The 14,234-nt window shown below is 62.5% G+C and carries 10 protein-coding genes; 5 read left to right on the forward strand and 5 right to left on the reverse strand.

The genetic code is table 11. The features are described 5' to 3' along the window. The coding region (locus NV1_RS38045; RefSeq protein WP_157117642.1) for a DUF2130 domain-containing protein at positions 1 to 1,069 on the reverse strand (1,069 nt) is incomplete at its 3' end. Positions 1,070 to 1,072: 3 nt separating this feature from the next. Here NV1_RS38045 and NV1_RS44195 point away from each other — a divergent pair. The 5 genes from NV1_RS44195 (at position 1,073) to NV1_RS38070 (ending at position 8,105) form a co-directional block, all read left to right on the forward strand. Continuing rightward, positions 1,073 to 1,336, forward strand: a complete 264-nt coding sequence (locus NV1_RS44195) for a hypothetical protein (protein ID WP_157117643.1) — start codon at positions 1,073 to 1,075, stop codon at positions 1,334 to 1,336. Next, the gene (locus NV1_RS44200) at positions 1,333 to 1,860 is read left to right on the forward strand and encodes a hypothetical protein (RefSeq protein ID WP_157117644.1); all 528 of its coding nucleotides are present in this window, start codon (positions 1,333 to 1,335) and stop codon (positions 1,858 to 1,860) included. Before NV1_RS44195 ends, NV1_RS44200 begins: the two co-directional genes overlap by 4 nt. A 611-nt stretch (positions 1,861 to 2,471) precedes the next feature. After that, positions 2,472 to 3,785, forward strand: a complete 1,314-nt coding sequence (locus tag NV1_RS42900; RefSeq protein ID WP_218027343.1) for a competence protein CoiA family protein — start codon at positions 2,472 to 2,474, stop codon at positions 3,783 to 3,785. Positions 3,786 to 4,048: 263 nt separating this feature from the next. Then, positions 4,049 to 5,065, forward strand: a complete 1,017-nt coding sequence (locus NV1_RS38065) for a DUF6615 family protein (RefSeq protein ID WP_067903235.1) — start codon at positions 4,049 to 4,051, stop codon at positions 5,063 to 5,065. Between the two features lie 295 nt (positions 5,066 to 5,360). Then, on the forward strand, positions 5,361 to 8,105 hold the full coding sequence (locus tag NV1_RS38070) for an AAA family ATPase (RefSeq protein WP_067903238.1): 2,745 nt from the start codon (positions 5,361 to 5,363) through the stop codon (positions 8,103 to 8,105). A gap of 561 nt (positions 8,106 to 8,666) precedes the next feature. On the opposite strand, the gene NV1_RS38075 is transcribed toward NV1_RS38070, so the two are convergent. The 4 genes from NV1_RS38075 to acs all read right to left on the reverse strand — a co-directional run bounded on the left by NV1_RS38075 (position 8,667) and on the right by acs (position 14,205). Next, the gene (locus tag NV1_RS38075) at positions 8,667 to 9,491 is read right to left on the reverse strand and encodes a DUF1707 SHOCT-like domain-containing protein (protein ID WP_157117646.1); all 825 of its coding nucleotides are present in this window, start codon (positions 9,489 to 9,491) and stop codon (positions 8,667 to 8,669) included. Positions 9,492 to 10,201: 710 nt separating this feature from the next. Beyond that, positions 10,202 to 11,170, reverse strand: a complete 969-nt coding sequence (locus tag NV1_RS38080) for an alpha/beta fold hydrolase (protein ID WP_067903329.1) — start codon at positions 11,168 to 11,170, stop codon at positions 10,202 to 10,204. 22 nt (positions 11,171 to 11,192) lie between these two features. Next, entirely contained in the window at positions 11,193 to 11,699 is a 507-nt protein-coding gene (locus NV1_RS38085; protein WP_067903244.1) for a phage holin family protein, read from the reverse strand. Between the two features lie 553 nt (positions 11,700 to 12,252). Next, positions 12,253 to 14,205: an acetate--CoA ligase gene (gene acs / locus NV1_RS38090; RefSeq protein WP_067903247.1), complete on the reverse strand. Its 1,953-nt coding sequence runs from the start codon at positions 14,203 to 14,205 to the stop codon at positions 12,253 to 12,255. Positions 14,206 to 14,234 lie beyond the last annotated feature (29 nt).

Genomic DNA, 14,234 nt, shown 5'->3' on the forward strand with positions numbered 1-14,234 from the left:
AGCATTGCGCGAATCCGCCGACCGTGACGTAGTCGTAGACCCTGTCGGTCTCGCCCTGGCGCAGCGCGTTGGCAAGAGCGTGCTTTTTGTTGGTGGCCATCAGCATCCGGAACGGGGCCGCGAGGTGGACCGCAACAGCGAAGTCACACACCAGGATTCCGTCCATCCAGCCCGAGCCGTCGATGTCGCGGGGTAGCGCCTCGGTGACCAGGATAGCGATCTGCGCGCGATGCAGCTCGGCATCCTTGGCGAGCTTCTTGATCCACTGCTTGCTGAACTGCTGGGTTTGCTTGCATTCCCACGCAATCACTCCGCATTCACGGCCGTTCTCGCGAACCAGTTGCAGGATGTCTGCTCCGCGACGTCCGCGATCGACGACGGTGATCTCGTCTTCGGGCCACCGGCGGCGCAGTTCCTCGGCGAACAGCTCCTGTCGGGCGACGCCTTCCTCCTGCGCGCGTGTTCCTGCGGAGGCTTTGCGGTGCGCGGCGGCCAGTTGGTCACGCAGGCTCTTACCGTCGTTCTCCAGCTGCTCGATTTTGGCCGCCATGCGGTTGCGCTCCTGTTCAACGAGCCGCTCGATGTTGTGCTGAGCCCGCTGGCGTTCCTCGATGGTGATCGCGTCCCGAATCCTGGCCTGCTCCAATTCCCATTCCTGCCGATCCTCGTCCAGGCGGCGACGGGCAGCACGCATCTCGACCTCGGCTTGCCGGATCTGCGCGAGTTTGCGCTGCTGGTCGGCGATCTCGCCGTCGCGTTCCTCGATCTGGCCGCGCAGTTCGGCCTCGGCGGCCTGCTGAACCGTCTTCTGCTGCTGCAATTCGCGGCGTAATACCGCGACCTGTTTGACTGCCTCAGCCCTGGCCTGTTCCGCGAGTTTGTCTGCCTGCTCGGCGATCTCGACATCCTTCAGATCGAGCTGGCACCGCAGCGCTGTCTCCGCAGCCTGCTGATCACGCAACCGAGTGCGCAGTGCTGCGATCTCTTCCGCGGCTGCGGCCTGAGCGCTCGCCGCGGCCTGGAGTGCCGCCTGCCTCCCGAGTTCCTGCTGCTTCCGGGACTCAGTCACAGCTTGGTTCTGCGCGATCTCGCGATCTCTTTCCAACTGCTCGATTTTCGCTCGATATTCCTGATCGACCTGGTTCTTGACCAGCTGGACCCCGGCTGCTGTGCGCTCGTCGGCTCGCACCCGCTCCTCGGCAGTGATCTCGTCCCGCAGGCGCGCAACCTCCAGACCCCACTCGACCTGCGCATCATGCTGCGCCTGTTCCAAACTCCGCTTCGAATCCAGCGCATCACGCTCGGATTCATAGCGCGTCTGAGCATTTCACCTTGAGCGGCCAGCTCGGCAATCTTCTCGCCAATAAGCTGCTCATGGCGGTTGTCGGCATCTTTCCTGAGCCGTTGCTCACGGGTCAGCTCGGAGCGAAGCTCCGCCGCCAGACCTGCCGCTTTCGCTTCAGCCTCCGCAGCGAATCGCTGCTCCATCTCAACACGAACCTTCTCTACCTGGGGTTGAGAAAGCGTCTGAATGAACGCATCTCCAAGATTCACGCCGCAGGCAGGACACGCCACGGATGCCGACAAGGGTTGCTGGGTACCACGCTTAGACACGGAAACTCTCTGATCGAACGAATAGAACGGTCAGGGATTCTTGCACGACACACCGACATCTTTGCCACTCAGCAAAGTATTAGCAATGTCACAGATGCTAATCGACCACGACGGGCCAGCCGCCGCCTCGCACACACGACGAGCGGCACCGAGGCTGACGCAGTTCTCTCCCGGTCTGATCGCATGGCGTTCGCTTCAACCGAAAACAGTTGCGACACAAGCCGTGATGTTCACGGATCCACATAGAAGCCACAACCACCGCGACAACCCGACGAAGGCATTGACTGGGGATCACGGTGGTTCAGCCCTGAGTGACCGACCTGAACCCTCGAACCTGGGGACAAATCGAGAGGTTGGGCCGATTCTCCGGACCGCGGATATGCGCAGTAGATGAAGAAAGACATCGGAATCGCCTCTGCCGCACAATGACGACCAAACTCGTCGGTGCCGCCGGTCGACACGGACGCACCGAAGGTGCTGTGGGCGTTGAACTTCCAGCTCGCTTCTACACTCGGCGCGCGGTCCCGTCGAGTTGCTCGTGACAGACTTGCGGCAGGGCCACTTGCGAAGGCATCGGCAGGTACCTGACTCCGCGGTCTTGTTGCCGGAATAAGCCCGCCCACAAACGATGTCGACAAGCAGCCCGAGTGGCCCTACCCTATCAGTACGGACCGCACCGCATACACAACTCAATTCATACTCACTCGGCGAAACATACTTGTACTGATACTTTAGCCGATTCAGGCTCCTTGAACTCAATTCAGCCGAACCCCAAACCTTTCGAATAGCGCGGCCCGTCACAGCCTTCCGGCGATCGCCGGAGGGCTCGCCGTCCTATTCGACAGGGGTATCTCGTGGTGGGTTCCTCCAACCAGCTGATGGTCGCGCTCGATCTCGTGTGTGGCCAATACGTCTGCATACCAGCGGATCCGGCCGATCCGCGTACGCAAGGCCTGAGAGACAAGAGCATCGCAGGTGACCGGACGCTCGTGTGCGCTCTCTGCTACGCCGAACACGGCCGCAAAGTTCCCGTCGTCGTCAGGTCCCACCTGGGCGGCCAACGTCGCCCGCACTTCGCGCACCCATCAGACTGCGCGCCGCCCGAGGGCCAGCACAATCCCGAAACCGTGTGGCACCTGACCAGCAAGTCGATGCTGGCAACGTGGGCGCGTAGACAGCCCGGCGCGGTCGAAGTCCGCACCGAGGTGTGGCTACCCAATCGCGAACGCCGTGCCGATGTCCGTGTCGTGTTCGCCGACAAGCGCGAGGTCGCCATCGAGATCCAAGGCAATCCCCTGACCGATGCCGAATGGACCAACCGTCACCGCGACTACCGCCACAACAATGTAGTCGACATCTGGCTGTGGCACCCCGACATCCGACCACACCGGATCGTCCTCAACGATCCCGACCACCAACAGCAATTATGGGCCTTCGACCCAGACCGCCGATCTATGACTCTCATGGTGGGCGCACCGCACCGAACATTGTGGCCCGAGCCACCAACCCAGGACGACATCATCCACCGAGTCCCGCACCTGCCCCCGTGCGTCCACGACGAACTGATACCCCACCACTTCTCGCTGGACGAGCTCACTCTGACCCTGCAAGGCATCGCGATCCCCACAGCGCTGCAAGAGTCGCTGGCCGCGGAACTCTCACGCGAACACAACCGAACCACAACCCTCATACGCCAGCAGCAAAATCACAACCAGGATAAACACGCCCGCCCACCCCACGGACTCACCGCTTCCGCCCCCGCCACGCAGGAAGTCGTCTCCCCCACGGCTCCTCGGCCAGCCGTCGACGAAGAACAACTCGCGCATCTGAAGCGGATTGAACTTCAGAACCATTTCATGCGGGTGGGCCACGTACCCGCATACCAAGACGCACCCCGCCTCCGACGGCCGGACACGAAACATCAACTCGTGCAATGCATCAACTGCGGCCGCGTACTCTCACCACGTACCACTCTCACCGACATCCCGACCTGCACGCCCACGGCGCCGGATAATGGTCAGTCGCCACAGGCATCAAACCTCCCACTTCACGCCCGCCCCGAACCAAATGCACCAGCATCTCGGTTGACTACATCGTCCAAGTCGGTCACCCAGGCCCGATCCACCACAGGATGCCGAGCTCCGGTCCCCGACCAATTGCGCCTCTTCTAACTGGAGATTACTCGGCCAGCTCCTGCGCCAGGGTCGCTGCGATCGCCGTCCTGCACCGAATCTTTCACCACCCCAATGGCTCCGGGTGCCGAAAGGAGCAGGCCTCAGTATTGAAGGCGTCTGGAGAGCGCCGAGCCTGTTGCGGCACAATCATCCGGGGCAATCGATGGCCGCGGCGATCTGCTGATCTTGACGAGGGACATTCGCGGACGCGAAAGTGACCGTTGCCAGGACATGTACGAGGACCAATCGAGCGGGGTGCGGTGGCCAGCCTGTCGGAATTGCGAAAAACCATGGACCTTATTGCTCTTCGGACATGGGACGACTACGAGGACGGCTACCCGGTCGGATTGGCACCCGGCGAGACGTCGGTGACCGATGCCCTGCTGCTCGATCTATACCGCGGCTTTCCTCAGATCGGGGTACGCCGACTGACCCCAGCACATGAGAACCGCATCGGAGCGGACTGGGAATGGTGGATCGGTTCCCCCGCCGAGGGATGGCTGTGCCTCCGCATCCAGGCCAAGCGCATCTACGACATCGGATATAATGCGCTCGATCACAAGCAGGACGGCCACTATCAATACGAGACTCTCATCGAGAGCTGCCAAGAACCGCATGTCCTGCCCTACCACGTGTTCTACAACGGCTGGGAGCGAACGCGATTCGTCGGTCGCCACGGCAATCGCGAAGACCTGCGAGCATTACGAGGCAACCGACGACACTTCCCTTACGCTGACGGCCCGCGCCACGCAGTCGACGATCCCGACTGGGGCGATATCGGCCCGCGCCGCCCCAACTGGTGGGGATGCGCAGCTATGTCCACCTACCACGTAGCCGCGCTCCACTCACTGCCCCATCACAAACCCAAGCGGTTCTATACCCCCCGCTACCTTCGCCACGCCATGCCATGGTCACGCTTGTTCGGATCGGACCAGACAGACGAGTTGGGCGGACTCCCACTGCCCCTCAGCCTGGTCGATAAGATACACCGAAACCTGGTGGCCGACACTGCCTCTGCAATCAATGCAGCGCAGCCCGTGAGAGGCCAGCACGCGGCTCGTGATGTCCAGCTGGTACAGCAACTGGTTGCCCTTGAGAAATACATCCGTAACGGCGACGGCCGCGCGTATCGTCGCCCGCTTCCGCCCTATGCGGCGGCCATCCTCGCTCAGCCCCAAGGGAGAGGTCTGTTCGAGGACGAATCTGTCGTGCAACACCCAGCACCGGCAACCTACGCGCTCATCACCGATGTAAGCACGTTCGGCGTCGAAACCTGACACAGCAGCTCGGTACGGCTTGCTGCTTCCCAGCAGAAGGCTCTGCGGATCCGGAACATGCCCCGGAACCGTAAGTCGGACAAATGGGCCGGGGAGGCTCATGGTAACCGACGAGTCACTCCCTAACTGGCGCAACAGGTTCGCCAACAACGGGATGACCGGTTTAGAATCGGCGCCTTGCCGGCGCGACGGGCAAACGAGAACCGGCGAGCGGGCGGGAACCCGAAGCCGTTGCCGACTCAGACCGAGGCGCTCGAGCGCTAATGTAGTTTCTTCTGAGGAGTGGGCGGGAGCGATGGCTTCAGTAGAGCAGCAGGTACGGGACGCGGACAGCGTGATCTGTCAGAACCTTGACAGCCTCACCGACGACCGGGGATTTCTATCGCAGAACGTGCTTGCTCAGCTCCGAAATCTTGTCGAGGGGCTCATCGCCTGGGCGCACCTCAACGATCCCTCAGCTGAATTTCACTACGACCGGGTTGGACCGGCGCTGGACCTCGTCAAGGCGACCGCCAGGTTCAGGCTTCTGAGCAGGTTCCACGATCTGCTCCAGGCGAGTGTTTCGCACTACACGCTGGATCGCGATCCATCCGAACGTCTGATGCTCAAGTACTACGAGTACCTACTCCGGACCCGCGACCTGGCCAAAGAGCAATTCGGCATCACGCTTCTGACCAGCCTGGAGAAGTTCCCGGTCGACCTCGACCCATCACTGCGCGAATACCACGAGAAGATCGCCGCGCGCGTCGACTCACTGCGGGCGACGCCGTCATCGTCCTCTCGCCCCGAGCGGTACTACATCCACAGCTCGCGGCCGTTCTTCGTTCGCGACCGCATCTACCACGAGGTGACGTTCTACCTCGCCCACAACCGGACGAGCAAGTTCGACCGCATCATCGGATTCACCGACATCGATATTACCGACAAGTACGCCGCTCACTTGGAGCTGGCGAGCGACACGATCACCGTCCTCGGTCAAACGATGCCCATCACGATCATCCGCTCGTGGAACGTGTCGATCCGCCCTTGTGAGTTCAACAACTTCGCTCGCCTTTTCAGCCGGACGATTCGAGTGCAGTCCAGCCATGTCGAGTACCAAAATCTGATGCAGTACCTCACCACTACGCGCTCGAACCTCCTCGATCTCATGGACATGAGCGACGCGCGTTACAACCGGATTCGTACCCAAGTACTCAATGCCCCTCGGCAAGCTCCACTACTCTTTCCCGTGCTTGACCTCGCACGAGCACTGATCCGCGCAGATCGGCCAGGATCTCGTCTGCTGCGGTACCTAATGCTTCGAATGAACAACCAAGTCATCAAGGCTCAGTTCGATGCGAATCCGTGTCGATGGTTGTCAGGCCTTCGAGTGTCGCCAAGTTGCCAGCCGTTCGACACGATGCCATTCTGCACATCACCGCGCCGGCACAACGCACGCCTCGCCGACCTCGCCGAGAGCTTGAACGCGACTAACCGACGGCACGAGTTGCTAGCGCGCCGCGTTAAGAACAACGTCGAGCAGCACGGCACGATCTACACACCGGCCTCCGAACTCGAAGACTTGGGTGACATCGCGGCACTGATCGACCGCTACAACAACGAACTCCCGCCCACCACACGTCACGCGCGCCGGAAGCTGGCGCAGGCAAACGGGCACGTATTCATCCTCGGATACGAGGACGACACCGTCGCGATCATCAAGGACCTACAGAAGATCGCGTCCGAAGGATTGGAGGGACACCGCGACGACGTGCAGCAGTGGATCGACGCGAACCCATCTACCATCGACGACGAGCTCAAGGCCGACGCGTTGAAAGCGCTCTTCGAACACTCGAAGGTCGCGCTCATCTACGGTGCAGCAGGCACCGGGAAGTCGACGATGGTGAATACCATCGCCAGCTACTTCGCGGACAAGCGAAAGCTGTTCCTCGCACACACCAACCCGGCCATCGACAATCTAAGGCGACGGGTGCAGGCGCCGAACACAGAATTCAGTACGATCAGCAAGCACGCATATAGCAGCTCGCCATTCGGCGCAACATACGACGTACTCGTGATCGACGAGTGCAGCATCGTAAGCAACGCGAGCTTGCTCAGCGTACTTGAGAAAACATCCTTCGACCTACTCGTTCTCGTCGGCGACGTCTACCAGATCGAATCGATCGAATTCGGTAATTGGTTCAGCATCATTCGTTCGTACATCCCGAAAGAGTCGGTCTTCGAGCTGACCAAGCCCTTTAGAACGACCGACCAAGCCTTGCTCACCTTGTGGGACAGGGTGCGAAACTTGGACGACCGCATCGAGGAGTCCCTCGCCAAGAACGGCTATTCGACGGTGCTGGGAGCCTCGCTCTTCCAACATCACGGAGCCGACGAGATCGTGCTCTGCCTGAACTACGACGGGCTGTACGGCATCAACAACGTGAATCGTTTCCTGCAGGCGAGCAATCCAAATCCGGCCGTGTACTGGAGCGAGTCCACCTACAAGGTCGGCGACCCCGTGCTCTTCAACGAAACCGACAGATTTCGACCAGTAATTTTCAACAACCTGAAGGGCGAGATCGTACAGATCGATCGCGCACCCGGCCGCATCACATTCGACGTAAAGCTCGAACGGGATATCGCAGAGACCGAGGTACAGCAAACCGAGTTGCGTTTGATAGAGGGCTCGACCGTTCAGTTCGATGTCTTCGAGCGCGGGAATAGCGATGATGACGACGACACACTCAACACAATGGTGCCCTTCCAGATCGCGTATGCCGTCTCGATCCACAAGGCACAGGGCCTCGAGTACGACTCAGTCAAGGTTGTCATCACGGATGCCAACGAGGAAAGCATCTCACACAACATCTTCTACACCGCGATCACACGGGCCCGTAAGCACCTTGAGGTGTTCTGGACACCGGAAACACAGCAACGAATCCTGAGCGGTCTCACGGTGCACGAAAATACGAAAGACGAGCACCTGTTGAAGGTGCGCCGAGGCATAGCGCCTATCGTGGCGCGACCGAAGCGCCAGAAAGCTCGACAGCGACCGTAGGCGCGCACCGGTAATGGAATCGCTGCGGATTGACCCCTGCAATCAAACCGGCCTTGCAGGGACCGGCGCTTCCTCGGCCAGTGTCTCCAGAGCTTCTCCGACCTAACTCACGATCACGAATCAGCACCTCCAGCCGGGCGAATACTTCGGCCCGGCTGGACGCCCGGACCGCTGCCATTCCCATATCTACAGCGCCCCCTGCAGGAGCGCGGACCCGACCACGTGTCAGAATTGACCCACCCCAAAGTTTCCCCAAACTTTCAGCGTGACTGCGCGTGATCCTTAGTGACCTGCCATGCTGCCAACCGTGACATAACAGCAGGTACGTCAGCCGTGGGGGATTACCGGTGATTGGCCATGAATATATGCGAACCCCGAACCCTTAACAGCGGGTTCGGGGATCCAGTCCCCGGATCAGCGACAATGCGCCCGGTTCATAGCTGGTAATCGGCTTCAATCACCAACTGCCCGACAGGAAACCGCAGGTCAGACCCGTTCCCATGTTCACAGTGCCCCGCCGAGGGCACGAACCTGCGACAATTGCCGCTCGTGGCGGGAAGATCAGCGGAGTCGATTGTGCTGCTTCCACCAATTCAGCAGGCTCGCTGCGCCGTTCGGGCTGGAGGCGAAGTACACCGCGAGAACGTCCTGCTGGTTCGAGGTCCATTCGATGGTCGGGACGACCCCGGCTCCGTTGGACAGGATGCATTCGTATCGTCCTGCGGCATAGGTGTTGTCGAGCGCGCCGTCGGCACAGGCGATATGCGCGGACGACCCGCGGTCGTCGTCGTAGCTTTGTTGCAGCGTCGTGGTATCGGGGTAGAGGTAGAACGCCGCCTCCAGCCGACTGGAGTGCGGGTCGCAGTGCAGCGCAGCGGTTTCGGTCGGTCCCGGATCCCGGTGGTAGCAGTTCGATTGGTCGTATCCGGCGGGTAGATGCTGGAGCAGTGCGGCATCCTCCGGTGTGTAGTCCGGGCGAGGACTACTCGATGCGGCAACCGCACCGGGCCCGTACGAGGTGCTCCCTGGCCTGCTCGATGTGGCCCCGCCGCCCGAAAGGGCCACTATCGCAATGACAACGACGCCGATGACGATCGCGATCGTGACACCGGCGATGATCCGTCCCCGGCCCGTACCATGCGGTGAAGCCTGCGCAGGTGCTGCGGCGGGAAGGTCGGTGAGCGGATGCGGGACCTGCAGATCACCGAGTAAGGCATACAGCTGTCCGCGCGTCTTGGCCTTCGTCGCGGTCTGCAGGCGTGAGTGATACTCCGCATTGTCGAGTTCGCCGTCGGCATAGGCGCTGTCCAGCGCGGTACATGCCATGGACCGGTCGAGATCGCTGGCTCGTAGATCGAAACCGTCCGGAGGTCGTTCAGAAGACACCGCATCATGGTCGCAGCCGGACGGGTTCGCCGGTAGATGTCTCGCCGCGATCCATCGACAGCCCGACGAGCCCGCCAACAGAGCTACAGACGATAGAGAAGGGCCCGGAGCCGTGCGATGAGCAATGACGTATCAACCAACCCAGCCCTTCTGAGCGCGGCTCGAAGACGCATGTCCCAGCGGCAAGCTGGTGGCGCCCGGTCACTCGTAGTGCATGTGACTACCAGATGAAGATGGCGGCTGGGAGACGGCCGAGCAGCGGGTCCTGCCGAATTCCAAGGCGTAGTTGGCGGGAGCCCCCAGCGCTACTTGGCGGCTCGGTACACGTCACCAGACATCCGCCCAGTTCAGGGATACCGCTCTTGATCATCCGCCAGATAGAACTGGGAACCGCCATCTACGGCTGGTGGTCACAGTGCACGGGCGGGGTGCTGCCAGCCGTCACGATTGTCAATAATTCCGCCATTTAATGGCTGACGTCAGCCAACACCGCCCAGACGTACCAACGTCAATGATGAAGATCACACAGTGTGTCCCGCGCTGTTCCGGAATCGGCGCAGCTCAGATACTGACTGAGCCAACGACACCAGACACCGCCAACGCTCGACAACGACACAAACCGCGTGCTAGTCCTATGCGAGTACATGGAGTTACCCATGTTCGTGCGAGATCTGTTGTCGCCCTTGCGGCTTGCTGAGATATGTGTTTGGTCAGGTCAGGAGTTTCGCCAGTTCGGCGGTGACCTTTTCGGGGTTCTCCTGGTGTGCGAAATGGCCTGTGCCGGTGAGTGTTACGACTCTGCGGTCGGGGGAGAGGTGTTGGCAGCGACGTACGGTCGCGTCCAGGATGTAGCGGTCGGATTCACCGCGTAGGGCCAGGACCGGGACGCGGAGCGGTTCGCGCATCGCGGACATGAAGCGGTGGCCGTCGGGACGCCACTGGCTGCGGAACGCCCAGCGTTGATATTCCAGGGCGCAGTGCGCGGTGCCGGAGATGCGGATGGCCGCGCGCATCCGGCGTGCGGTGTCGACGAAATCGGCCGATCCGGCCCAGGCGGTTCCGGCCCGCTGCCGCAGCAGCCGTTCGACCTCGAAGCCGTCCCGGGCGGTCAGCAGATGTTCGCCGTAGCGGGGTGGCTGATAGCGCAGGAAGTTCGGCAGCCACATCCGGCGCTGCCGCCCATCGCGGAGTACGGCCTGCCGGAGCGCCACCGGATGTGGAGAACTCACCACCGCGATCGAACGCACCAGCCGCGGATGCAGGACCGCGGTGGCCCAGCAGACCAGTCCGCCCTCGGCGTGGCCGACCAGGGTGGCGTCGGTGTGTCCCAGGGCGCGGATGAGCCCGGCGACGTCACCGGCGAGGGTCCAGCCGTCGTAACCGCGCGGCGGCTTGTCCGAATCGCCGTATCCGCGCAAATCAACCGCGACCGCCCGGAAACCCAGTTCGGCCAGACCGGTCAGCTGATGCCGCCACGACCACCAGAAATCGCCGAATCCGTGGAGGAGCAGAACGAGCGGGGCACTCGTGCCCGCCGAATCGTCTCCACGCATACCGGACCCGGATGCGGGCGCGGCCTCGGCGATGTGGAAGCGAATGCCGTTGGCATGCACGTCCTTATGGGCCCACGGTCCGTCGTAGCGAACGCTCGACGGATCAGGGCTCGGGGTAGACGACACGCCGGAAAGCGTAATCGGCGCGCTATCGGCCGGACGTGTCGGCCGCATCGTCGGCATCCGACGCATGTGAGCCGATGCCGTGTGGGAGCACGGTCCGCGTCTCCTTCAGCGATTCGATGGTCTTGGCCGGCGCCCGGAGTTTGCGCACCTTCAGATACCCCAGCACCGCGAACGCCACGGTCGCCACGATCATGAGACCGAACACGATCAGGAACGCGGCCCAGCGGTAGAGCCAGACATCGAGCAACTCGGCGACGAAGAAGAAAAAGAAGAAGGTCGAGAACAGCAGGATCGTCAGCGCGACGATGAAGAAGACGCTGCCCTGCAGACCCTTGCGGATCTCCCCGGTCACCTCGGCCTTGGCCAGCGCCACCTCGGCGCGGACCAGTGTCGACATCTGTTCGGTGGCATCGCGTACCAGGTCTCCGATGCTCGCGGTGCGCGTGGTGTCGACCTCGGACAGCGGAATAGAGGTAATGGCCCGGCCACTTTCGGCGCCCTGCCCGTTACCGCCCTGTGTGAAGCTCAATGCTCGACCCTTCTCCCTGTCCCTGTGCTGTCCGGCCTAGGCTCTGCTCTCGGCAGCCCGCGGTTGTGTCCGCGCCGCACTCCATCGAATACGGCCTGTCGCAACACTAACGCCGAACCGTGCGGACGAGCCGCCATTGCCGTCGCCAACACGGCGGCGTCGTGCGAGTTCTGCCACACAGAGGCTAGCTTCACCCTCTGCCTCTGTATTTTCGGCCTCCGCTTCGCTCCGGCTGTTTTTCGGCGCTCCAGGTTTCGCCGTTCAGCGGCCGCCGCTTGCTCCTTCGTCGCGTACGCGGCGGCCGCTGAACGGCGAGCCGCGCCGAAAAACCTTGGGGTGTTGTGGATTTGCCTTTCGATTCGCGGGCGAGTTCCGGCGGACGGAGACGCTTCGCCGCTGGGTGCGTCGGTGGTTGCGTTTCCGATGTAGTGGTTGGTGTGTGGCTGTTCGTGGGTTTCGATTTGCCGTGAGCCGGTGTCGGTGGGTCGGTTACAGACCGCCGCACCACAGGACGGTGCCTGTGGTGCGGCGGTCGGGTGTACGAGCTGGTGGGCTACCAGTTGGTCTTCTGGGTGCGAATGGCTTCGAAGACGTTGGGGTCGACCAGGGTGGAGGTATCGCCGAGTTCGCGGCCTTCGGCGACGTCGCGCAGGAGGCGGCGCATGATCTTGCCGGAGCGGGTTTTGGGGAGTTCGGGGACGATGTGGATTTCCCGGGGGCGCGCGATCGGGCTGATCTCGCGGGACACTTCGGCTTTGAGTTCGGCGATGAGGTCCTGGCCGGTGTCCTTGGCTTCGGCGGTGAGGATGACGAATGCGACGATGCCCTGGCCGGTGGTTTCGTCGCTGGCGCCCACGACCGCGGACTCGGCGACGCCGTAGTGTCCGACGAGGGCGGATTCGACCTCGGCGGTGGAGATGCGGTGTCCGGAGACGTTCATGACGTCATCGACGCGGCCCAGGACCCACAGGTCCCCGTCGGTGTCGAGTTTGGCGCCGTCGCCGGCGAAGTACCAGCCTTTGTCGCCGTAGCGTTCCCAGTAGGTGGCCTTGTAGCGTTCGGGGTCGCCCCAGATGCCGCGCAGCATCGAGGGCCACGGCTGGTCCAGGACCAGGTATCCGTTGGCTTCGGTCTCGCCGAGGGTGACGGGGTTGCCTTCCTCGTCCACGACCTTGGCCGAGATACCCGGCAGCGGGGTCATCGCGGCGCCGGGTTTGGCGGTGGTGACCCCGGGCAGCGGGGAGATCATGATCGCGCCGGTTTCGGTCTGCCACCAGGTGTCCACGATGGGGGCGGTATTCGCGCCGATGACCTGCCGGTACCAGCGCCACGCTTCGGGGTTGATCGGCTCGCCCACGCTGCCGAGCACGCGGATCGAGGACAGATCATGCGCGTCGGGGATCTCCCGGCCCCACTTCATGAACGTCCGCACCAGCGTGGGGGCAATGTAATAGATTGTGACGCCGTACTTTTCGATGATCTGCCAGTGCCGGTGCTCATCGGGGAAGTTCGGGGTGCCCTCGTACACGACCTGGGTGGCGCGGTTGGCCAGCGGCCCGTACACGATGTAGCTGTGTCCGGTGACCCATCCGATGTCGGCGGTGCACCAGTAGACGTCCTGGCCGGGTTTGTGGTCGAAGACGTTGTGGTGGGTGTAGGCGACCTGGGTCAAGTATCCGCCGGTGGTGTGCAGGATGCCCTTGGGTTTGCCGGTCGTGCCCGAGGTGTACAGGATGTACAGCGGATGCTCGGCCTCGAACGCTTGGGCCTCGTGCTCGGTCGCGGCCTCGGCCACGGTCTCGTGCCACCACACATCCCGCCCGTCGGTCCAGGGCACCTCGACCTCGGTGCGACGCACCACCAGCACATGCTCGACAGTGTGTGCGCCGCCGATCAGGGCCTCGTCCACGGCCTCCTTGAGCGGGGCGGATTTACCGCGCCGCCACTGACCGTCGGTGGTGATGACCAGCCGCGCGGCCGCGTCATCGATGCGCTGACGCAGGGCGCTCGGGGAGAAACCGGCGAACACCACCGAATGCGTCAGGCCCAGGCGCGCGCAGGCCAGCATCGACACGATCGCCTCGGGCAGCATCGGCATATAGATCGCGACACGATCACCTGCCCGCAACCCCAGCTCGGTCAGATAGTTCGCCGCCTGGGACACCTCGGACAGCAATTGCGCATACGTGATCGCACGCGAATCGCCGGGCTCACCCTCCCAATGGATGGCGACCTGATCGCCGTGTCCGTCCACGACGTGCCGGTCCACGCAGTTGTAGGCCACATTGAGCTTGCCATCGGCGAACCAGCGCGCGACCGGAGCATCGTCCCAGTCCAGCACACGACTGAACGGCTCGTGCCAATGCAAACGATGCGCCTGTTCGGCCCAGAACGCGTCCCGGTCCGCAGCGGCCCGATCGTACAGGGACGCATCAGCATTGGCCGCGGCGGCGAATTCCGCGTTCGGCGGGTACGCCTCCAGGTGATCAGCGGTGTTCTCGGTCATCTCGCCTCTTCTTTCGCATGCCTTCGGCC

The sequence above is a fragment of the Nocardia vaccinii NBRC 15922 genome (genome assembly GCF_001613305.1).
Taxonomy (GTDB): Bacteria; Actinomycetota; Actinomycetes; order Mycobacteriales; family Mycobacteriaceae; genus Nocardia; species Nocardia vaccinii.